Genomic DNA, 22,901 nt, shown 5'->3' with positions numbered 1-22,901 from the left:
CATATATATGTATAAAAAACAAATCAGCTGGCTCCTGCTGGCTGTTACCTTCGCCGCGCAGACCGTTTTCGCGCAAAAGAAACCCAATGTGATCGTGATCCTGGCCGACGACCTCGGCTATGCCGACCTGGGTTGTTACGGCAGCGAAATCCCGACGCCGAATCTTGACAAACTGGCTCAAAACGGGGTGCGCCTTACCAATTTTTACAATACGGCACGTTGTTGCCCCACGCGCGCGGCCCTGCTCACGGGCGTGTACAGCCACCAGGCGGGTATCGGGCATATGATGGACGATAAAGGTGCCGACCATCCGGCCTATCGTGGTCAATTGAACCATAACAGCGTGACCATCGCCGAAGTGATGAAAAGCGCGGGCTATTTTACGGCTATGACCGGTAAATGGCACGTAGGGCACCAGCATGGCGTATACCCGTCCAACCGCGGCTTCGAGCGCTCGCTGCACGCGCCTGCGGGAGGTTTTTATTATGGAAATGGCAATAATGCGAAGCTGTTTTTGAATGGAGAGGAGATTGCGAACGACTCCGACAAGCTCCCCAAGGACTGGTACTCCACCGACCTTTGGACGGATTACGGGCTGCGGTTCATCGATGAGGCCGCGGCTGAGAAAAAGCCGTTTTTGCTTTACCTCGCACACAATGCACCGCATTTCCCCTTGCAGGCACCCGAAGAGGATATTGCCAAATTCCGCGGCAAATATTTGAAAGGCTGGGAAAAGCTGCGCCAGGAGCGGTATGAAAAGCAGGTCAAACTCGGGTTGGTGGACCCGTCGTGGAAACTGCCCCCCATTAATCCGAATGTGAAGAAGTGGGACAGCCTGACCGATGCCGAGAAAAAGCGCTACGACGATATGATGGCGATTTACGCGGCGGTGATCTACCGGCTCGATAAAAGCATCGGTGACCTGGTAGCCGGCCTGAAAAAACGTGGTGTTTTTGAAAATACCGTCATTCTTTTCGTGTCGGACAACGGCGGTAATGCCGAGCCGGGCATTGAGGGCCGCTATGAAGGCGATCGGCCGGGCACGGCGAAGTCGACCGTTTTCCTGGGCCAGGGCTGGGCGGAAGCGGCTTGTACGCCATTTTGGGGTTACAAGCATCATACCCACGAAGGGGGGATCTCTTCACCGGGCATTATCTCTTGGCCGGCGGGTATTCCAGCGGCGCGCATTGGCAAGTTCGAACGGCAACCGGCGCATATTATCGATATTATGGCTACGGTGGCGGATTTGGGTAATGCCAAATATCCGACGACCTATGCCGGCAATACCATTCAGCCGCTGGAAGGGGCCAGTTTGAAGCCTGCATTCACAGGCAAGCCTATAAACCGCAAAAACCCGATCTTCTGGGAACACGAAGGCAACCGCGCTGTTCGAGACGGCAAATGGAAACTGGTCGCGGAAAAGATGGAGAAATGGCAACTGTACGACGTAGAAAAAGACCGCACGGAGCTGAACGACCAGTTCGAAAAGCAGCCTGAAATCGCAAAAAAGCTCGTGGCCAAATATGAAGCATGGTACAAACGCGTAGGCGCCGAAGATTATGACAAGACCTTCAAATGGTTTTATGATTACGATAAAGCCAAACAGCAATCCAAATGAAAAAACACCTGACCCTGCTTCTGACGCTCTTCGCGCTCGCACCGGCCCGCGCCCAAAAGCAAACGCCCAACATCGTACTGATCCTCGCCGACGATATGGGTAGGGAATGCATTGGCGCATACGGAAGCACCTACCAGACCCCGAATATCGATAAGCTCGCGAAAGAGGGTTTGAAGTTCAATTACGGCTTCTCGCAACCGCTTTGCACGCCGTCGCGCGTGCAGATTATGACGGGGAAGTATAATTACAAAAACTACTCCGAATTCGGTTTTCTGAACCAGGACCAGAAAACGTTTGCGCATCTGGCAAAGGAAGCGGGTTACACCACCGCCATTGCCGGTAAATGGCAGCTCGGGGCCAACCAGAAATTACCTAAGCATTTTGGTTTTGATCAGTATTGTCTATGGCAGCTTAGCAAGCCCCGCCGCGATGGGGAGCGCTATGCCAAACCGCTTATCGATCGTGATGGGGAGATACTGAAAACGGATGCGGATGATTACGGGCCGGATATTTTTACCGACTATCTGCTCAACTTTATCGAAAAGAACAAGGATCGCAAGTTTCTGGCCTATTTTCCTATGGCGCTCGTCCACGATCCTTTTCTGCCTACTCCCGATAGTAAAAGCTGGAAGCCAGACGTGGAAGGCCGTTTCAAAAAGGACACGGCCAATTTCAGGGATATGGTTTCTTATCTGGATAAAAATGTAGGAAAGATCGTGCAGAAGCTGAAAGACCTCGGGCTGTATGAGAATACCATCATTATTTTTACCGGCGACAACGGCACCGGAAGGCCGATCGTGACGCAGCTGAAAGACGGCAGCAAGCTGCAAGGCGGTAAAGGACTGACGATCGATCGGGGGCATCATGTGCCGCTGATCGTGAACTGGGGCTCGGGTCGCTACAAAACCCACGAAACGAATGACCTCGTGGATTTCACGGACATTCTTCCGACCATCGCGCAAGCCGCGAATGTGAATGTGCCCACAGGCTGGAATACCGACGGTGCCAGCATTTTGCCGCAGATCAAAGGGGAAAAAGGCACACCCCGTAAATGGATTTTCTCGCATTACCAGCCTATTCATTCCGAAGGTGCCAACAAGCAATCGGCCCGGTTTTTCAGGGACCACCATTACAAGCTTTACTCAGATGGCCGGTTTTATGATTTGCAAAAGGATATTGAAGAGAAAAGTCCGATTGCATTAGGTAAGGCAGGTGTAGAAGGAGAGAAGATCAGAAAGGTATTTCAGACCGAAATGGATAAGCTGCCGGCCTGGAAATTCGGCGATCCGGGTGTAGCGAAAGTGATATTGCCGGGGTTAGAGCCCGATCCGGCATTTGCGGATAAAGGGGAATAACGCATTTAAAATGGATACGATGATCAGAAGATTCAAAAGGACAGCATTGCTGCTGACATTGGCGGCGTTACCAGCCCTGGATGCATTTGCCCAAGATACCAAATACAACGTCCTATTCGTCGCTGTCGATGACATGAACGATTGGATAGGGCCTTTTGGCGGGTATCCGGGTATCAAAACGCCGAATATCGACAAGCTGGCGAAGAAGGGGGTGATTTTCACGAGAGCATATTGCTCTGCACCCGCGTGTAATCCCTCGAGGGCAAGCTTGCTTACGGGCGTGAGGCCGTCGAGCTCGGGCGTTTACCATAACAACCAGCCCTGGCGCCCTGCGTTGAAGGATGCGGTGACCATCCCTCAGTATTTCACGGCCAATGGCTATGAAGTGAAGGGAGCGGGCAAGATTTTCCATAATGCATTCAACGACAAGGCTTCCTGGCCTTCCTATTTCGATGTGCCCAAATCGCCCGAGCCTCCCAAAGGCCCGGTAAATGGTTTCGCGCATTTCGATTGGAGCCCTGTGAATGTGCAGGATGAGGATATGGGTGATTATAAGGTAGTGAATGAAGGGATTGGTTTTTTAAAGGATAAACATGAAAAGCCATTCTTTCTGGCTGTGGGTTTCACGAGGCCGCATTTGCCCTGGTACGTCCCTCAAAAGTATTTTGACCAATATCCGCTCTCTTCCATTAAACTACCCAAAACCATTGCCAACGACTTGCAGGATGTGCCGGATGCCGGTGTGAAAATCGCCAAGCCGAAGGGCGATCATAAGTTTATCGTCGAGCATAAGCAATGGGAAAAAGCGGTACAAGGGTACCTGGCCAGCATTACGTTTGCCGACGGGCAGATCGGCCGCTTGCTCGATGCGTTGGAGAACAGCGAGTATGCCAAAAATACGGTAATTGTCTTCTTTGGCGACCATGGTTGGCACCTGGGCGAAAAGGAACATTGGCGGAAGTTTGCCTTGTGGGAAGAGGCTTCGCGGGTGCCGTTTATCGTCTATGCACCCGGTTTGTCCAAAGCCAGTGGTGTTTCGGAACGCACAGTGAACCTGATGGATATTTACCCGACCCTCACCGAATTGTGTAAATTACCTGCTAAAAAGGGTGTGGAGGGGAATAGTATTGTGGCCCTGCTGAAAAACCCGGCAGCTGCGTGGAACCATCCTTCGATTACCACGCATGGTTTCGGCAATCATGCGGTGCGGTCTGAGCAATACCGCTATATCCGCTACAATGACGGCTCAGAGGAGCTTTACGACCATGATGCCGATCCGCAGGAATGGAAAAACCTGGCTAATAACGTGAAATATGCGTCGGTGAAGGCGGAGCTGGCAAAGTCTTTGCCAAAAAACAATGCAAAGGATGCGCCCACCGTGAAAGAGGGTAAGGAGTAAATCAAACTATAATCTATGATGAAAAAATATGCATTACTGGCGCTGGCGGCGCTGTCACTCACCCCTTTTGCGGCGTCGGTTGCCGCCGACGGCGACGATAAGGCCAAACCGAAGTACAATGTCCTGTTTATCGCGGTCGACGACCTGAACAACGACCTCGGTACTTACGGCAATACATTCGTCAAATCCCCGAATATTGACCGGCTTGCCAAACGCGGCGTCCGGTTCGATAAGGCTTACACACAATTTCCGCTTTGCAGCCCGAGCCGTTCGTCGTTGCTCACCGGCCAGCGGCCCGATGTGACGAAGATTTACGAGTTGCAGACTCATTTTCGCAAAAACCTGCCAGATATAGTCACGCTGCCGCAGCTTTTCAAAAACAACGACTATTACAGTGCGCGGGTTGGAAAGATCTACCATTACGGCGTACCGGGCCAGATCGGTACCGACGGACTCGACGACCCGGATTCGTGGAACCAGCGTGTGAATCCCAAGGGCCGGGACAAGGCTGAGGAGGCGTTGATCAAAAACCTCACACCCGACCGCGGTCTCGGCAGCGCGCTGGCATGGCGGGCCACCGAAGGCACCGACGAGGAGCAGACCGACGGGCTAATCGCCAGTGAGGCAATCAAAATTATGACCGAGAAAAAGAATGAGCCGTTTTTCCTTGCCGTCGGCTTTTTCAGGCCGCATACGCCTTACGTGGCACCCCAGAAATACTTTGATATGTACCCGGTAGACAAGGTGCCGCTTCCCAAAGAGATCCCCAATGACCTCGACGACGTTCCCGAGGCTGCATTGTTTACCAAACCGCCGCACTGGGGGCTCGATGAAGTGAAACGTCGTGAGGCATTGCGGGCCTATTATGCAACTATCACTTTCATGGATGCGCAGGTGGGGAAACTTATTGATGCCGTTGACAAACTGAAACTCGCCGAAAAAACCATTATCGTGCTTTGGAGCGATCATGGTTATAATGTTGGTCAGCACGGGCAGTGGATGAAACAAAGCCTTTTCGAAAACTCCGCGCGCGTGCCGCTGATCATCTCCGTTCCGGGCGGTACGAAGGGAAAAGCATCCGGTCGGACGGTGGAGCTCGTCGATATTTACCCGACACTGGCCGAGCTATGCGGGCTCGATCCTAAGCAGAATTTGCAGGGCAAAAGCCTCACGCCGCTGCTCAAAAACCCGTCTGCCGTTTGGAATAAACCTGCCTATACACAGGTTCGGAGAGGCCAGATTTTCGGGCGCAGTGTACGTACGGAACGTTTCCGCTATACCGAATGGGATGGGGGCAAGGCTGGTGTGGAACTGTATGATCACCAAAAAGACCCGGGCGAATTTACCAATCTGGCGAAGGACAATAATTTCGTGATTACGGTCAACGAGCTGGCTGTGTTGTTGAAGAAGGGCTATCCCGAAGCGGAGCAAGCGGCAGCGAAATAGGGAAAAATATAGGGTCATGTCAAAGATTCGAAGGTTATTTGGCTTTGTACGATAATGCAAAAGACTATGATTATCGCCCTGCTGTTGTTTGCACAGGGGGCAATTGGACAGCAGGCAAAAAGGCCCAATATCATTTTCCTTCTTACCGACGATCACCGCTGGGATGCGCTGGGTGCGATGGGAAACAATATTATCCAAACCCCGCACCTCGACGCGTTGGCGAAACGGGGAATTTTGTTCCGGAATGCGCATGTAACCACGGCCATATGCATGGTGAGCCGCGCAAGTTTGTTGAGTGGTCAATACATGTCCAGGCACGGGATCAACGATTTTAATGTGGATTTCAAACCCGCTGCCCTGGCCGACACCTATCCGGCATTGCTGAAAAAGGCGGGTTACAAGATTGGTTTCATAGGTAAATTCGGGATCGGGGTGAAGAATCAGCCGGATACGCTGTTTGATTACTGGGCTGCGAAAAAGGAAGGCCAGCCACCATATGAGCTGGTCAATCAAAGCGGTCATCTCATTCACCACACCGATAGTGTCGGCAAGGATATTACGCAATTTCTAGAACGTTTTGCGGGTAAGGAAGCCCCTTTCTGCCTTTCGGTAAGCTTCAAAGCACCGCATGAGCTCGACGGTAACCCGCCGCAATATCCCGTTCAGAAGCGTTTCAAACCCTTATACGAAAACGTAAAAATCCCCGACCCGCTCACTGCCGCGCCGCAGTATTGGGACAGCCTCCCGGCATTCTTTCGCACCGACCAGAACATCGGCCGCGACCGGTGGAAACCATTGCTATCGACGCCCGAACTGCGCCGGCAAACCACCCGCGATTACTACCGCCTCATTACCGGCGTCGACGAAGTAGTGGGCAATATGGTAGCGCAGCTCAAAGACCTGAAAATCGATCAGAATACCCTCATTATCTTCATGGGTGATAATGGCTTTTCGCTTGGCGAGCATGGTTTGGAAGGTAAGTGGTTTGGTTTTGAAGAATCCATTCGTGTGCCGCTGATCATCTCCGGTGGCGCGTTGCCGAAAAGCCTGCAAGGCCGGTCCTCCAATCAACTTGCATTGAATATCGATATTGCGCCGACTATTCTTTCTGCCGCAGGCCTACGAGCACCATCCGCTGTTCAGGGCTACAATCTCCTCGCAGTCGAGCAAAAGAAGTTGCCGGCCCGCAAGGATTTTTTCTACGAACATACCTACCTGGGAAGCCCCCGCTTGCCGAAAGTGGAAGGTGTTGTGACTGAGGATTTGAAATACATGCTTTACACAGAGCATGGGTATGAGGAGCTTTACGATAATGCCAAAGATCCGCATGAGACGGTGAACCTTGCGAAGCGTTCTTCGGAGAAAACGCACTTGGCAAAGCTTAGAAAGCGGTATGAAGAGTTGAAAAGAGAAGTGAAATAACGAGGGCGTTTGTTACCTGCGTTTCGAAAACAAGGGCGGAAATTTCAAAAAAACGCCCTCGTTATTTTGCATTCTTAAAATCTTTTATCAATCTTTGTCTATCGAATTTGTAGATTTATCGAGAACGAAGGGAGAGGTTAGGCTCTGTGATCTTCTGGCAACCTGTGACTCGTCAAGGTGCCCCAACCTAATTCTATTGATAAATCTGAAAATCCAACCACAGTAGTGAATCTGGTATTGCGTAGTAATCCAGGCTGTTGCAAGCCGTAGGGTACGTGTGCACTACCGCTGGCAAACTTTGATCAACAACAAACAAAGGCACATGGAAATTTATCTGGATAATGCGGCCACGACAGCGCTGGACCCGGAAGTGATTGAGGCGATCCTGCCATTTTTGACCACACATTACGCCAATCCTTCTTCTGCGCACAGTGCGGGAAGAAGAGTGAAAGAAGCAGTAGATAATGCGCGCCGTACAGTAGCGCATCTGCTGGGAGCTTCTCCGGAAGAGATTTATTTCACCGCCGGCGCGACGGAGGGAATCAACCTCGCATTGTCCGGTGCGATCCAGGCTTACGATCTCAGCCACGTCATCACCAGCCGCATCGAACACAAGGCGGTTTTACAAACGCTGAAACGCCACGAAAAAGAAGGCGATATCGAAACCAGTTTCGTGAAACTCGATGAGCGCGGCAACGTGGATCTGTACCATCTCGAAAACCTCCTTCGGGCGAACCCGCGCACGCTCATCGCACTTATGCACGGGAACAACGAGATCGGCAATGTGACGGATATTCAGGCGATCGGTTTGCTGGCCAGGCGGTATAATGCCGTGTTTTTTACCGACACAACGCAAACGATGGGCAAAGTGCAATTCGATCTGGCGGAAACGGATATCGATTTTCTTGTAGGATCGGCCCATAAGTTCCACGGCCCGAAAGGTGTTGGATTTATTTACATTCATAAAAAACACCACCTGAAACCGCTGATTTACGGCGGCGGACAGGAGCGCGGCCAACGTGGAGGGACGGAGAATGTCGTCGGGATAGTGGGGCTGGCTAAGGCACTCGAAGTTTCTTATCGCAATTTGGACGCAAGTCGGAGCAAGGTCTGTAAACTGAAACAATACCTTATTTCGAAGCTGGCGATCAGCGGTATCGAGGGTATTTGTTATAATGGCGAGAGTAAATCCATCGAAAACAGCGTTCCTAACGTGCTGAACGTGTCATTTCCCTGTTTGAGCACAGGAAGCGTGGTGGCGAAACTGGATCAGATCGGAATCGCGGTTTCGGGAGGGAGCGCCTGCCAGGGCGGGGGCGCGTCGCATGTGATACAGGCGCTGGCGTGCGAGGCCGATAAAGAGAACGTCCGCTTCTCATTTTCCAAATTCAATACTTTCGAAGAGCTGGACCTTGTGGTCAATGCCATCACGCGGATTTACGAATCCGATCCGGCTTTGTCCGCGCATACAGGCTGGAAAAGGACCGCCAGCTGGGCATAATTTGTGCAAAACAGGCGCCCGGGTATGGTAATGTCTTTTGTTGTATTACATTTGTATATTAAATCTATAAAATAAGTAGAGTAAACTTTCAATTCACATCATGAAAAGAAATCTAGTGTTGATTTTCCTCCTGTTCAGTGTCGCCTGGCTGCAACCGGTGCAGGCACAAACGATCCAGGTTGCCGGTAAGGTGACTTCCACCAAGGGCGAAACGCTGCCCGGCGTGACTGTCCTCATCAAAGGCACTTCCAAAGGCACATCCACCAACGGCGACGGCAATTACGCCATCGAGGCCGACGCCGGTTCGATATTGAAATTTTCGTTTATCGGTTTGAAATCCATTGAGTTACCCGTCCCGCGCGACGGCAGGCTCGACGTGCAGCTCGAAAGCGACGAGACAATCTTGCAGGAGGTAGTGGTTACTGCGCTCGGCATTGCCAAAGAGAAGAAGTCGCTCGGTTATGCGGTGCAGGAGTTGCAGACCAAAGACGTGGCCGAGGCGCGTGAGGGTAACCTGGTGAACGCATTGTCGGGCAAGATCGCCGGTGTGAACATCACCAATACCCAGGGCGGGATGGGCTCGTCGCGGATCGTGATCCGGGGCGAAACGTCCATTGCAGGTAATAACCAGCCGCTTTTTGTCGTGGACGGTATCCCGGTTGATAACTCGCAGCTGGGCGCAGGAGCCAACGGCTCGCGTGACTTTGCGAATGCGATCGCCGACATTAACCCGAACGACATCGAGTCAATCAGCGTTTTGAAAGGACCCAATGCGGCTGCATTGTACGGTTCACGCGCTTCCAACGGGGTGATTTTGATTAAAACCAAATCAGGGAAAGGTGCGCAACGCGGCCTCGGCGTGAATCTGAATTTTGGTTATTCTTCCGAAAAACTACTGGTATTGCCTGAATATCAGAACGTTTTTGGCCAGGGAACCGGCGGTGCATTTTCCTATGTCAACGGAAAAGGCGGCGGTATCAACGACGCGACCGACGAAAGCTGGGGGCCAAGAATGGACGGGCGGCTCATCCCGCAGTTCTTCTCGAATGGCGAGGCGGCCCCGTTTGTTGCACATCCCGACAATGTGAAGAATTTCTTTGAAACAGGCCACACGCGCACAACCGGCGTGTCGGTTGCCGGCTCGAACGACAAGCTGGATTACCGTTTTTCATTCAACAACAGCAAACAAACAGGGGTGATCCCGAATACGGATATTTCCAAAAATTCATTCGGGGTGAATACGACTTACCGGTTGAACGACAAGCTGACGCTGTCGACGAGTGCGAATTTTGCCCGGAGCGCCTCGGACAACCTGCCCGGTACTTCTGGCCGCGGAAGCAGCGTAATGCTCCAATTCCTGTGGTTTGGTCGCCAGGTGGATACCGAATTATTGAAGGATTACAACAAAGGCGGTTTTGATTACAACTGGAACCACAGCTATTACAGCAATCCTTACCTGCTGCAATATGAAAACACCGCCCAGCAGCGTCGCGACCGCTTTTTCGGCAATGTGAATTTGTCCTATAAAATCACCGACTGGCTCACTGCCAATGTGCGTACCGGTAACGACTATTATAACGACAAACGCAAGTTTAAGGTCGCTTACGGCACCAACGGGACACCATACGGCTCCTACACCGAGGATAGTTACGTCGTAAACGAGAACAATACCGATTTCAATTTCAACTTTCACAAAAACGTAAGTCCGGATTTTGAACTCGACTGGCTCGTGGGCGGGAACATTCGCAGCAACTTTAACGAGCAGAACTACCAGCAAGCACCTCGCCTGGCAGTGGCCGATTTGTACACGCTGAATAACTCCCGCGACCCGCTTGTGTCTTATAATGTGCTACGCAAGCAAAAGGTTTACAGTGCATTCAGTTCGGCGCAACTGGGTTTTCGTAACTACGCGTTCCTGAACCTGACTGCCCGTAACGACTGGTCGTCGACCTTGCCTACCGGTAATAATTCGTACTTCTACCCGTCGGTGAATGCGAGTTTGGTGTTGACTGACGCATTCAATATCAAGTCCAACGTGCTTACCTATGCCAAACTCCGCGGCGGCTGGGCCGAGGTGGGTAAGGACACGGATCCTTATCAACTGGTGAACACTTATCCATTCAACCAGCCCTTCGGCAGCGCGCCTTTGCTGACGGTTTCGGACGTGTTATTAAGCTCGAATCTGAAACCTGAAATTACCCAGTCGACAGAAATAGGGGCCGATGTGGCATTGTTCCGTAATCGGGTTCGGTTGGACGTAAGTTATTATAATACAGATAGCTATAACCAGATATTGCGTGCGGATGTAAGCCCTTCTACGGGTTATAAACAGAAACTTCTGAACGCAGGGCACATCAACAACCGGGGTGTCGAGGCCATGCTGAATGTGAAGCCTATAGAAACGGAATCGGGTTTCAGATGGGATATCGGGATTAATTTTTCGAGAAACCGCAGCAAAGTGGTGGAACTCGACGACGAGGGCTTCCTGAACGATTACAAACTGGGTACCAACGGCGTAACCGTTTATGCGAGCAAAGGGCTTGGCTATGGCGCTATTTTTGGCTCTGCATTTGCACGGAACGAGGCAGGCGAGCAGGTTATCGGTGCGAATGGATTACCTACGAAGAACCCGAGCTTGCAGGTACTGGGGCACTATACGCCCAAATGGATGGGGGGCATCAACAACTCATTCTCTTTCAAAGGATTTAATTTGAGCGTACTCATCGATACCAAGCAAGGCGGCTCCATTTACTCGGCTACCAATGCTACCGGCCGCTACACGGGCGTACTGAAATCGACTTTGGCGGGCCGCGATGCCGATCATGGCGGATTGACCTACTATTACCCAGGCAACAACAAAGCCGGGGTGGCCGTGCAGGTGGCCAATGCCGCCGCCGCCCCGACAGGTGCGGTCGTGTACGACGATGGTATTATTGCCAAAGGCGTAGCGACAGATGGTAAGCCTAACACGGTGATCGTGCCGGCGGAGCGCTATTACAAAGGCGTATACAGCAACAGCGCCGGTATCAACGAAGCGAGCGTGTTCGATGCATCGTTCATCAAATTGCGCGAGGTGAAATTGGGTTACACGGTTCCGCAGACATTCATTTCCAAATTCAAACTGCAAAGCCTCGTGTTCTCGCTGTACGGCCGTAACCTGGCGTTCCTGCAAAAGAAAGCGGACAATATCGATCCTGAAACGGCATTCAATACCGGCAATACCGGACAGGGACTCGAATCGTTGCAGCTGCCGACGACCGCTTCTTACGGATTCAACATTTCATTAGGCTTCTAAATTAACCCGAATTCATGCGTACCAATCATATTATTACCAAAGGATTTGTGATCGCTGCCGCCAGCCTGTTATTGACGGCTTGCCAGGATCAACTGGAAGAAACCAATACCAACCCGAACGAGGCGATCAAGGCACAGCCGGAATATTTGCTGGCGAACGCGATCAAATCGAATGCGGACCTGACGCTCGGCTCGGATGCATCGATGGAAACGACCACGTTGTTCATCCAGCATTGGGCCAAAATCCAATATACGGACCCCGATAAGTACACCGTGAGTATTGCCAATGTGCAGAACGTCTGGACGAACCTCTATTCGCAGGGGTTGACCGACTTCGCAACGATCATCAAACTCGGGGAGGAGAGTGGGAATACCAACTACCAGGCGGTAGGCCTGATCCTGAAATCGTGGTCATTTCAATTACTGACCGACTTGTACGGCGACATTCCTTACAGCCAGGCACTGAAACTGGAAGAGACACTGACGCCCAAGTATGATTCACAAAAGGATGTCTACCTCGGTCTTTTGAATGACCTCAAAAAGGCAACCGAACTGATCAATACCACCGGCGCACCGATTGGCGGCGACCTCGTTTACAATGGCAACCTCACCAAATGGAAGAAATTTGCCAATTCCCTGCGTCTGCGTATTGCCTTGCGCATTGCCGACAAGGAACCTGAAACCGCCAAAGCGGTCGTTACGGAACTGGCCAAAGACAAAACGGCGCTCATTGCGTCCAATGACGAGATCGCGCAGTTGATTTACCTCGCCTCGCCCAATCAGAATCCCGTTTCCCGCGACCGTGAAACCCGCGACGATTACCGCGTCAGCAAATCGATCATCGATAAGTTGCAGGAGCTGAAAGACCCGCGTCTTGCTGTTTTCGCGAACAAAACCGTGGATGCGACGCCTACCGGCTACATTGGTGTAACAAACGGCCTTCCTGCCGATTCGGCGGCGAAACTGGGTTTTACCAAAACCTCTAAACTGGGCGACTATTTCACGGCTGCTGCTTCGCCGGCGGTTTTTGTAAGCTACGCGGAGGTGTTGTTTAACCTCGCGGAAGCTGCACAGCGCGGTTTTATTTCCGAGAGTGCGCCTGATCTGTACAAAGCGGCAGTGACAGCTTCGTTGCAGCAGTTCAAAGTAGGTAATGCGGACATTACAGCCTATTTGGCCCAGCCATCGGTAGCTTACAATGCGGCAACCTTTAAAAAATCAATCGGGGAGCAGAAGTGGATTGCATTGTTCAGCCAGGGCCTGGAAGCCTTCGCAGAATGGCGCCGGCTGGATTACCCGCAGCTGAAACCGGCCTATGCAGGCGTTTTGAACGGCAAATTGCCGCTGCGCCTCACATACCCCACCGGCGAGCAGGCATTGAATGCGGCCAATTACAAAGCAGCCGTAGCCGCCCAGGGAGAAGACCGCCTGACGACCAGGCTTTGGTTCGATGCATTCTAATTTTAACAAAATTTAATGTGCCCAACTGGCACCAAATCGCCGCTTGGGGCGTAAAGGTAGTATGGACCGCCGACCGCGGTCAGCGGTCCGTACTGATATTCTCAACAAACCACATAAACATCAACACCAATGAGCAAAACGTTTTTTCTCCGGGTCATTTACCGGAATGCCGCCAACCTGCACAAAATAACTTCCAGTGTGGAGTCTGTAAAAGGCGTGAAGATCAGGCATTTGAATTTTATCAGCAAAGGCAAAAGCTTCGTGGGCGTAATCGCGTTCGAGGCCTCCCAGCTGATCGACTTCGAAAAAATCATGACACTGATCCGCCGTAATCGCGACATTTCAGAAGTTGAACGGATCATGGATAGCTCTTTGTGTTGTTGATCGTGATCAGAATGTGATCCCAAACTGAAACCCTACTGTGACGGACGCCGGGTGTCCGTTCCCGAAGCGGAACGGCACCGGAACTGCCACAAAATAGCCGCTGTTCTTATTTTTCTTCACGATTTTATTCAAAACCGGCGTAAAGCCGTACCTCCCGGCCGTCTCGAATGCGGCACGGCCTGCGAAGGTCAGCCCGGGTGCTAATGTCACAAGAATGCCCGGATGGAACAGGAAATTGGCCATCTTGCTGGTCCCTTTCTCAGCCCTGATTAACGGGACAAACTCCGCCGAAAATCCTATTTTCGAGCTTTTCCAGATATTAATGCCAGTAGGCAGGCCCACAACATAGTAGCTGTCGAAATTGGTGGTTGTACCCTCATTGCTGAACGTGACGATGGGGTGCAGAATGCCTACGTAGCCCGCCACACGCGGGTATACGGGCGCGGCAGCAGGCTGCACTTGCTGTTGTGCACGTGCAGCGCTGAATGGGAGTGAAATGAATGTACAGAGCGTAAAAAGGAGTTTTCCGGTAAAATGACGGAGCATAACCATTAGTTTTAGAATGAAAGCGGAAACCGCAATGCAATTCTATAAACCAATTGCCGGGCAGGATAGAACGATTTTAACGTTTTGTATTTCCTTTACCTTTTCGGAAAGCTTTTCTGTATTCCGAAGGCGTTTGACCTGTATGTGCCTTGAAAACGCGGTTAAAATGGCTTTGATCTGAAAATCCGGTCAGGTAAGCGATTTCGGCCAAAGTATCCTCCGAGAATTCGAGCAATTGAATGGCTTTTTCGATTCGCTGCTTGCGAATGTACTCGCCGAACGAAAGGTTATCGAAATACCGCGAGAACTCCCGCGACAAATAGGCCGGGTTCACGTCCAGTTCTTCGGACGCGATTTTGAGGTTCAGGTTTAGATTGGTATCAATGTGGTCCTGGATCATGTTTTTGAGGTCTTTCGTCCAGGCGGGCACCTTCGTTTTCTTTTCTTCTTTGTTGCTGATGTAGGTTTTATAGATCTGTAAAAGCAAATGTTCGGTTGGGCTCTGCGTGTGCTTTTCTTTCCTCAAATGCATTGCCCAGCTATATAGCGCGTCGTAAATCAGCATTCCCTTTTCCAGCAATTCCTGATCATTTTGGGTATTGTAAGCCAGTCCGGCCGAAATGGCCCAGAGCCCCGAGGACTGCAATGCGATGGCGTGGTCGTCGGTATCAGCCCCGCGCACGATGGGTGCGAGGATGAGCAGCGCGGGATCTTTCAGCTCGTACTTCCTGATAAAATAGTCGAACGTGCATTGATCGTCATAATGTGTGAACTCGACGCCCGGAATGTCGAATGGCGTGGCGTCGAGTTTTTCGGCCTGGTTCAGTACCTCGTTTTCAGGTACATAAATGATTTCCGCATGGGCGTCAATAAATCGCCGAATAAGCCACGGGCAAGCGAGGCGGTCGATTTTCGGGCGTTCGCGGGTGATCCATTTCATATTAGTAGGTGGTGGCCACCTGCTTAGGCTTTTTGTATTTGTGCAAATTAATCAAAAGAACACTTCCCAAAATCACGATCAGCCCGGAAATCTGTAATGGCGTGATGGTTTCATGGGCGAAGAAAATGCCTAACATCACGGCTACGACGGGGTTCACGTAGGCATACGTACTCACCTTAGTAGCGGGCTGCACTTTCAACAGCCACACATAGGCGCTGAAAGCGGCAATCGAGCCGAACATGATCAGGTAAATGGTCGAAAGCCAGGCATTCAGCGGGATGGCGGCGAGATCGACAGACGCAAATTCGCCCGAAAAAAATGCGCCGGGAACAAACGCGATGCCAGCGGCCAGCATTTGCCACGTCGAGTTGACCGTGGCGGAGTTGGAAACAGAGTTGTATTTGGAATACAAGGAGCCGCCCGCCCAGGCCATCGAACCGCCCACGACCAATACCATTGCAAAGAGATCGCGGCCGCTGTTCAGCGACGACATGGTAGCCATTATTTTTTCGTAAAACAGCAGTATTACTCCTGCGAAACCAACCACCAGCCCCAGAATCGTGGATTTGTTGCTTAAATTTTCCGACCATTTGGGCTTATCCAAAAGTACAAACCAAATCGGTGATGACGATATCATAATGGCCACCATGGCGCTCGGCAGAAATTGCTCAACCCAGATGACCACCCCATTGCCGACGAACAGCAGCAACAAGCCCGTAATCAGGGCGGGTTTCATTATTTTCCAGGAAAATACTTTTTCGCCCTGCATAAGGCTCCACGCCAGCATCAGCAAGCCGGCGATAATAAAACGAAATGCTCCGAGGAAAAACGGCGGAAATCCTTCCAAAGCCCTCTGGATAAAGAAATAAGTGGATCCCCAAACGATGTAAACCGTGGCGAATGCCAGTACCACCATTAATGTTGACGGAGCTTTTGCAGATGTTTGCATGATGATTTCATTTAACGGGTATGACTAATTGTTGCTCTTCCTTGACCGTTTCAAGCACGATCGTAGTGCGTGTGGACGTGATATTCTGTATTTTGCTGAACTTGTTGCGCATCAGATCCATGAGCGAGGCGGAATCGGCCGTGCGGACCTTCACCATGTAGCAATCTTCCCCTGCGATATGGTGTACTTCCTGCACTTCCGGTATTTTGGCAAGCTCCTTGGCCGTATTGTTGCTGCCCATTCCCTCCGACGATTTCATGGCAATGAAAGCCAGCAGCGTTTGACCCAGCGCCACCGGATTGATGCGTGTCGTGTATTTGACGATGACCTGTTTTTGTTCCAGCTTCTTGACCCTTTCCAGCACTGCCGAGGGAGCCATTTCCAGCTCACGTGCGAGGTCGGCATTGGTCATGCGTGCATTCTCTTGCATGAGGCGGAGAATGCTCAGGTCGGTCTTGTCAAGGACAATGTCTGTTCCGTTCATGATTCAGTGAGGTTAGAATTATATTCAAGAATATGAGGTATATTTTGAATATTGTTCACAAGTTACAATTCAAACATTATTAAAGTTCGTCTTAATGTTAAAAATTTCGAATTTTATTCGAAATAATCGAAAAATAAATGGTGATCGTGCGGAATACGATTATTGTTGATCTTTGCATTATCTCAAATCCTGAACAAATACACCGATGAAAAGACTTGTAATGAGCCTGTTAAGTGTACTGTTTTGTACCGTCGGGACTATCGCGCAAATCGATCCGAAAGCAACGCCGGAGACTGCCGCGCTCTACCGCAACCTGAAAAACCTTTCCGAGCAATACATTCTGTTCGGTCATCAGCATGCGACGGAGTACGGGCATGGCTGGTCGGGCGATCACGAGCGGTCGGATGTGAAAACGGTGACCGGCTCGCACCCCGCGGTCATAGGCATTGATTTCATGGGATTATCGGGACAGCCGGAGGCGGAAATTGCGAAAACGGTAGCCTTGCTGCGGAAAAATGTGGTGGATACTTACAACCGGGGAGGCATTACCACCGTGGCCTGGCATTTCTCCAATCCGGCTTCGGAAGGTGGTTTTTACTGGAAAGACGGGGTTTCAAAGCCTGCGATGGCACTCATCAAACCAGGCGGTTCGCATCACGAACAATATAAACTGATACTCAAAACGATAGCCGATTTTGCGCATTCGGTGAAAGGGAAGGACGGTACGCTCGCGCCGATGATCTTTCGGCCATTCCACGAGTTCGATGGCGACTGGTTCTGGTGGGGGAAAGGGCATACTTCGCGTGAGGATTTTATCGCGGTGTGGCGCTTCACCGTTTCCTATCTCCGCGATCAGCTCGGCGTGCATAACTTTATTTACGCCTTCTCACCAGACAATAAATTCAGTTCGGAATATGAATTCCTCGAACGCTACCCCGGCAACGAATGGGTGGATATGGTAGGGATGGACAATTACGGCGACTTCGGCCGCGATGGCAAATACAACCTCGAAGCCGGTTTGAAAAAGCTGGAAATTGTTTCAGAATACGCACAAAAGGCCGGAAAGCTGGCGGCATTCACCGAAACCGGCCTCGAAAGCATTCCTAATCCGACGTGGTGGACAGAAACTTTGCTCAAAACGTTAAAAGCCCGGAAATTGCAACTGGCCTACGTGCTTGTATGGCGCAATGATACTAAAAGTCCGACGCATTACTACGCCCCCTTCCGCGGCCAGGTCAGCGAAGCCGATTTCGTGAAGTTTTACCATGATCCATATACTCTGTTTGAGAAGGATTTGAAGGAAGTGTATAAATAAATGCGTTGTTCGATAAATAAGCGGGTGCCGGCTGAGAGCTGATCTGTTATCTTGCGGTCACAGTGTAGCTTTGGAATTTAGATTTATATAAAATTGCTGAAAAAGATTTATGACTTTCATCCACAAACTTACCCGCCGCAGAAACCTTTTACCATTGATCGGCGCGCTTATGATGTTCGTTGCGTCCTGCGCTCCGAAGTACAACCCCACGCCAGCGCCGGACAGGTTGCTTCCTGAAATACAGACTGGTACGGCCACTTTTAGCGCGTCAGGCGGGGTGGTAGAAAATTTCTACCTCAATTACAAAAGCCTGGGAAATGTGCCGATCGAGGAGTACGGCATTGTGTATGCATTTTTGCCCGATACTACCGCAGTGAACCTTGTTATCGGCAGTTCATATCCTACGGCAAAGTTCAAGAATGCCCCAAGGATAGGAGCCAATACAGAAACTTTCAACATCAGTCTTCCCACCGGTATGCATGCATTATCCTATCGCGCCTACGCGAAAGTGGTTGGCGGCGAGGTGCGCTACGCACCTAACCGGATTAATAAAACTTACTAATCTTGGGTAACCCCACTCCGGGAGCCGTTGGATCATTCCGCGATTGCCGCTTGGTGGATTCTTTGAAATGGGTTTGTTCGCCTTCTTATAATTGCCGAAAACAAAGGCAATTATGAAAACAACAAGCAACACATTCAAAAAGAACCTGCTCGCCACCCTTGGGGCTGTCCTGCTGCTTGTCGGCATAACCTCATGCGAAGCCGACAAGGCTGACCCGAAACCGCTCGCGTTCGAAACAGGGCCGGTGGTGTTTTTGCCATTGGGTGGTGTGATAGAAAGTTTTGGAATAGTTATCGATGACTTGGGTAGCAAACCCATTGAAGAGTATGGCATTGTCTACGTCATTGACAGTATCGAAATCGCCAAAGATCCGCTTATCACGGATAAAAAGGTCGTGTTTACTGAACCCGCAAAAGTTGGCGGAGTAAGGCAAGAAGTAAAGATTGGCTATCCTGTTGGTACAACTTGTATTTCCTGCCGAGCCTATGCAAAATTCAAAGACGGTACCGTCCAGTATGCGGAAAAAGGCCAAAAGATGATTTTCTAAGCCCTTTCACTCCTGCACCACGCGTCCCTGAAATTTCCTGCTGACCAAATGGTAGTTGAACAACTCCACCAGATCAATCAGCACCGTGTTCGGATCATTGGCGTTTAGGTAGGTACGTACCTTCCGGACAAAATCGTAAAGCGGCTCGTAGTATTTGTGCCCGGTTTCCTCCTGAAAATCCTGGATCGTGAATGCATTGCCCTTTTTCAGGATCATATATACCGCAATAAAAAAGTAGGAGATCGGAAGCTTACTGCCTTCGAGTACGGTGCCGCTTTGCAAAGTAGTGCGGAACCGGCATTGCTTGCATTGGAACTGCTGCTTCGGGGCGAGCCAGTAATGATGTGTGCCGCCGCATTTTTTGCAAATGATCCCACGCCTTAACCTGAAATCCTTGAATGCCTCCGTTGCGATGGTTTCGTTTTTGTAAATATCGATCAGATTGCCCGCTTGCATATTGAAATGATAGATTGAGATGTCCAAAGCTAAGAAAAAAGATAATATAATATATAGTCTATCGAATTTATATAGAATATTTTTAGTGGTACGCTACCAAATCGATCAATCCACGAATTCTATTAAAACGATAGGGAAATATGCCAAATTTTAATCGGCATAGGTGCTTTATCGACGAATTTTATTTCTGGTATTTGATAAATGAAAACACTATATTGGTACAATCTACGGGTGCCGGCCGGTTTGAGAAATGGGCTTGCAAAGGGCTGGTGGCAGGTTCTGTGGTTCTTTAAATGCCTGATTTATAGTTCACGTATGTTTGTGATCGTTAATCCGGCCGCTGCCCGGCAATGCCTGGCAGCGCAATGCAGCTCGTTTCTCATTAATAATCAAATACAGAATGGCCAAGTTAAACCAAAATCAAACTGCCCTGGGTGACGTGGCAGCACGGCAGTTGGCGATCGCAACCCGTACGGTCCCTCAGTTCGAGGCGATTACTCCGCGCTGGCTCACACATTTGCTGAACTGGATCCCGGTAGAATCCGGCGTGTATCGTCTGAACAAGGTAAAAGAAGGAAGCACCGCAGAAGTAGATTGTTCCCGCCGCGATGAACGCGAACTGCCGCATACCTTTATAGACTACGTCGAAAACCCACGCGAGTACAACCTGACGGCCGTCAATACCGTGCTCGATGTGCACACCCGCGTATCGGATTTGTACAGCAAGCCTTACAACCAGATCAGCGAGCAGCTGCGCCTGACCATCGAGAGCATTAAAGAACGCCAGGAAAGCGAGCTGATCAATAACGGCGAATATGGCCTGCTTTCAAGCATTGCCGATAAACAGAAGATTTCAACCCGCCTCGGTCCGCCGACGCCGGACGACCTCGACGAGCTTCTGACCAAAGTATGGAAAGAGCCGGGGTTCTTCCTGTTGCACCCGAAAGCCATCGCCGCATTCGGGCGCGAATGTACGCGCAAAGGCGTTCCACCTCCGACGATCTCGCTCTTCGGTTCTCAATTCATTACATGGCGGGGCATTCCACTGATTCCCTCCGATAAAGTGCCCATTGAAGACGGCAAAACCAAAATTCTCTTGCTCCGGACAGGCGAAAGCCGCCAGGGGGTTGTAGGGTTGTACCAGCCGGGCCTGCCGGGTGAGCAGTCTCCGGGGCTTTCTGTCCGCTTTATGGGCATCAACGACAAGGCGATCGCCTCGTACCTGGTGTCGCTTTACTGCTCATTGGCCGTGTTGGTGGATGATGCGATTGCGGTGTTGGAGAATGTAGAAATCGGTAACTACCATGAGTACAAATATTGACGGATTGCCAGATGGCATTCCAAACGGTTTCCCAGACGGTTCTTCGGGCCGTTTGCCTGATGCCGGCGCTTTGGAGCGGCTCGCCAACGAGCTTTTCAAGGCATTGCCGGGCGAAATGCCGTCTCCCGTATTCTCCCCGAACCTCGAAGACCACCCGAGGGCACAAAAGATGCTTGGTATCATCCACCAGGAGCTCGCTCCCGGATTTGACCGCGGGTTCTTCCCCGGGACCCAACCCGGGCATTCGCGCTCGCATCAGGATTTCGATCTGAACGAGCCGCAAACGAGTTTGCCCGACCCGCATTTTACCGACGGCCACGTGCCGCCGTCGGCTGCCGGAGTAGGCATATCGCCAGGAAATACGCAAGCCCCAGGGCAAACCAATCCTACGTTGCCCTATCAGTTCGATACGCAACACGACCTGTCGGATGTACTCACCAGGCTACCCAATTTCGGAAGCCCTGCGCAACCGCCTTTTTCCGGGGCTTCGCCGTCGCTGCCGTCATTTTATTTTCTCAATGAAAATTTAACTGAAAAGCCGCATATCCCGGGCGTTTCGAATTTTATACCGCACAGCTTTTCACCTTTTTCGCTCGATAATATCCATGTAGGTAAGGATCGCGACCAGCTTGGCCAGGTTCTGCAAAGCCCGGCTGGCAGGATACCATTCGATGTAAACCGTGTCCGCAACGATTTTCCCGTATTGAAGGAACGCGTGAATGGCAAGCCGCTTATCTGGTTCGATAATGCGGCCACAACCCAGAAGCCGAGGCAGGTAATCGACCGGATCAGCTATTTCTACGAACACGAAAATTCCAACATCCATCGCGCCGCGCACGAACTTGCTGCCCGCGCTACGGATGCCTACGAAGGCGCACGTGAGAAGGTGCGGGGGTTTTTGAACGCAGGATCGGTAAACGAAATCATTTTTGTGCGCGGGACAACGGAAGCGATCAACCTCGTTGCCAAGACCTGGGGCGACCAGAATCTGAACGCAGGCGATGAAATCATCCTAAGCCACCTCGAACACCATGCTAATATCGTCCCCTGGAAGCAATTAGCAGACAAAAAAGGACTGGTACTGCGGGTGATCCCCGTAGACGACGATGGCCAGATCCTGCTCGATGCCTATGCAGGATTATTGAACCCGAAAACCAAACTCGTTTCCTTTACGCAGGTTTCGAATGCATTGGGTACCGTAACGCCCGCGAAGCAAATCATTGAAATGGCGCATGCCGCCGGGGCCAAGGTGCTGCTCGACGGCGCACAATCCGTTTCGCATTTGCGCACCGATGTTACGGCGCTCAATTGCGACTGGTTTGTATTCTCCGGCCACAAGGTGTTTGGCCCGACGGGTATTGGTGCATTATATGGTAAAGAGGATATTCTGAATGCAACGCAGCCCTGGCAGGGCGGAGGCAATATGATCGTCGATGTGACATTCGAGCATATTCAATACCATAATGCGCCCTCTCGGTTCGAAGCGGGTACCGGAAATATTGCAGATGCGGTCGGCTTGGGTGCGGCATTGGATTATGTGAACCAGCTGGGTATCGAAAACATTCATATGTACGAGCATTTCCTGCTGGAATACGCAACCGGCCTCATGAAGAATGTTCCGGGACTGAGGCTGATTGGTACTGCCAAGGAAAAAGCGTCTGTATTATCATTTGTTCTGGATGGTTATAAAACCGAAGAAGTAGGTGCCGCGCTCAATAAAGAAGGAATCGCCGTACGCTCGGGCCACCACTGCGCACAACCCATCCTGAGAAGGTTCGGTCTCGAAACGACCGTGCGGCCTTCCCTCGCATTTTATAATACCTGTGAGGAGGTGGACGTGCTGGTAGCTACGCTGCACCGGCTCGCGGTAAGCGGCAGGGGCCGCAGAGCATAGTTTTCGC

Annotated in this window: 19 protein-coding genes and 1 riboswitch; of the genes, 14 read left to right on the top strand and 5 right to left on the bottom strand. The window is 51.1% G+C overall.

The annotated features are described in order from the left end of the window. Positions 1–7 precede the first annotated feature (7 nt). From ACTJJJ_RS19605 to ACTJJJ_RS19565, 9 genes are all read left to right on the top strand, one after another. Positions 8–1,618, top strand: coding sequence for an arylsulfatase (locus ACTJJJ_RS19605; protein ID WP_440702726.1), 1,611 nt, complete (start codon positions 8–10; stop codon positions 1,616–1,618). Continuing rightward, entirely contained in the window at positions 1,615–2,973 is a 1,359-nt protein-coding gene (locus ACTJJJ_RS19600; protein ID WP_440702725.1) for a sulfatase-like hydrolase/transferase, read from the top strand. Before ACTJJJ_RS19605 ends, ACTJJJ_RS19600 begins: the two co-directional genes overlap by 4 nt. Positions 2,974–2,992: 19 nt before the next feature. After that, entirely contained in the window at positions 2,993–4,372 is a 1,380-nt protein-coding gene (locus ACTJJJ_RS19595; RefSeq protein WP_440702724.1) for a sulfatase, read from the top strand. A gap of 15 nt (positions 4,373–4,387) precedes the next feature. After that, positions 4,388–5,818, top strand: coding sequence for a sulfatase (locus ACTJJJ_RS19590; protein ID WP_440702723.1), 1,431 nt, complete (start codon positions 4,388–4,390; stop codon positions 5,816–5,818). 54 nt (positions 5,819–5,872) lie between these two features. Next, the gene (locus ACTJJJ_RS19585; RefSeq protein ID WP_440702722.1) at positions 5,873–7,240 is read left to right on the top strand and encodes a sulfatase family protein; all 1,368 of its coding nucleotides are present in this window, start codon (positions 5,873–5,875) and stop codon (positions 7,238–7,240) included. 112 nt (positions 7,241–7,352) lie between these two features. Next, positions 7,353–7,446: riboswitch (SAM riboswitch) on the top strand. 116 nt (positions 7,447–7,562) lie between these two features. Beyond that, positions 7,563–8,741 (top strand): cysteine desulfurase family protein, encoded by a 1,179-nt coding sequence (locus tag ACTJJJ_RS19580; RefSeq protein ID WP_440702721.1) that lies wholly within the window; start codon positions 7,563–7,565, stop codon positions 8,739–8,741. A 100-nt stretch (positions 8,742–8,841) separates the two neighbouring features. Continuing rightward, complete coding sequence (locus tag ACTJJJ_RS19575) at positions 8,842–12,036, top strand: SusC/RagA family TonB-linked outer membrane protein (protein WP_426295434.1); 3,195 nt, start codon at positions 8,842–8,844, stop codon at positions 12,034–12,036. A 14-nt stretch (positions 12,037–12,050) separates the two neighbouring features. Continuing rightward, complete coding sequence (locus ACTJJJ_RS19570) at positions 12,051–13,496, top strand: SusD/RagB family nutrient-binding outer membrane lipoprotein (RefSeq protein ID WP_188938058.1); 1,446 nt, start codon at positions 12,051–12,053, stop codon at positions 13,494–13,496. Positions 13,497–13,625: 129 nt separating this feature from the next. Next, positions 13,626–13,880, top strand: coding sequence for a hypothetical protein (locus tag ACTJJJ_RS19565; RefSeq protein WP_426295432.1), 255 nt, complete (start codon positions 13,626–13,628; stop codon positions 13,878–13,880). A gap of 6 nt (positions 13,881–13,886) precedes the next feature. On the opposite strand, the gene ACTJJJ_RS19560 is transcribed toward ACTJJJ_RS19565, so the two are convergent. From ACTJJJ_RS19560 to ACTJJJ_RS19545, 4 genes are all read right to left on the bottom strand, one after another. Beyond that, positions 13,887–14,426, bottom strand: coding sequence for a hypothetical protein (locus ACTJJJ_RS19560; RefSeq protein WP_440702720.1), 540 nt, complete (start codon positions 14,424–14,426; stop codon positions 13,887–13,889). 76 nt (positions 14,427–14,502) lie between these two features. Then, positions 14,503–15,366 (bottom strand): chromate resistance protein ChrB domain-containing protein, encoded by an 864-nt coding sequence (locus ACTJJJ_RS19555; RefSeq protein WP_440702719.1) that lies wholly within the window; start codon positions 15,364–15,366, stop codon positions 14,503–14,505. 1 nt (position 15,367) lies between these two features. Next, the gene (locus ACTJJJ_RS19550) at positions 15,368–16,315 is read right to left on the bottom strand and encodes an EamA family transporter (RefSeq protein ID WP_188938068.1); all 948 of its coding nucleotides are present in this window, start codon (positions 16,313–16,315) and stop codon (positions 15,368–15,370) included. A gap of 7 nt (positions 16,316–16,322) precedes the next feature. Then, on the bottom strand, positions 16,323–16,799 hold the full coding sequence (locus ACTJJJ_RS19545; protein ID WP_188938071.1) for an Lrp/AsnC family transcriptional regulator: 477 nt from the start codon (positions 16,797–16,799) through the stop codon (positions 16,323–16,325). Between the two features lie 205 nt (positions 16,800–17,004). Here ACTJJJ_RS19545 and ACTJJJ_RS19540 point away from each other — a divergent pair, with 205 nt between their 5' ends. The 3 genes from ACTJJJ_RS19540 (at position 17,005) to ACTJJJ_RS19530 (ending at position 19,223) form a co-directional block, all read left to right on the top strand. Then, complete coding sequence (locus ACTJJJ_RS19540) at positions 17,005–18,114, top strand: glycoside hydrolase family 26 protein (RefSeq protein ID WP_440702718.1); 1,110 nt, start codon at positions 17,005–17,007, stop codon at positions 18,112–18,114. Positions 18,115–18,223: 109 nt separating this feature from the next. Continuing rightward, on the top strand, positions 18,224–18,676 hold the full coding sequence (locus tag ACTJJJ_RS19535) for a hypothetical protein (protein WP_440702717.1): 453 nt from the start codon (positions 18,224–18,226) through the stop codon (positions 18,674–18,676). Between the two features lie 112 nt (positions 18,677–18,788). After that, on the top strand, positions 18,789–19,223 hold the full coding sequence (locus tag ACTJJJ_RS19530) for a hypothetical protein (RefSeq protein WP_440702716.1): 435 nt from the start codon (positions 18,789–18,791) through the stop codon (positions 19,221–19,223). A 6-nt stretch (positions 19,224–19,229) separates the two neighbouring features. Here the strand turns inward: ACTJJJ_RS19530 and ACTJJJ_RS19525 are convergent, their stop codons facing one another. Beyond that, positions 19,230–19,679, bottom strand: coding sequence for a transposase (locus ACTJJJ_RS19525; protein ID WP_426295427.1), 450 nt, complete (start codon positions 19,677–19,679; stop codon positions 19,230–19,232). Positions 19,680–20,079: 400 nt separating this feature from the next. Here ACTJJJ_RS19525 and ACTJJJ_RS19520 point away from each other — a divergent pair, with 400 nt between their 5' ends. Further along, complete coding sequence (locus ACTJJJ_RS19520) at positions 20,080–21,000, top strand: family 2A encapsulin nanocompartment shell protein (protein ID WP_188938078.1); 921 nt, start codon at positions 20,080–20,082, stop codon at positions 20,998–21,000. Further along, entirely contained in the window at positions 20,984–22,894 is a 1,911-nt protein-coding gene (locus ACTJJJ_RS19515; RefSeq protein WP_440702715.1) for a family 2A encapsulin nanocompartment cargo protein cysteine desulfurase, read from the top strand. Before ACTJJJ_RS19520 ends, ACTJJJ_RS19515 begins: the two co-directional genes overlap by 17 nt. The last annotated feature ends 7 nt before the right edge of the window (positions 22,895–22,901 follow it).

Source organism: Dyadobacter sp. 22481 (genome assembly GCF_052044875.1).
In the GTDB taxonomy this organism is placed as follows: Bacteria; Bacteroidota; Bacteroidia; order Cytophagales; family Spirosomataceae; genus Dyadobacter; species Dyadobacter endophyticus.
This window is presented reverse-complemented; position numbering and strand designations above follow the sequence as displayed.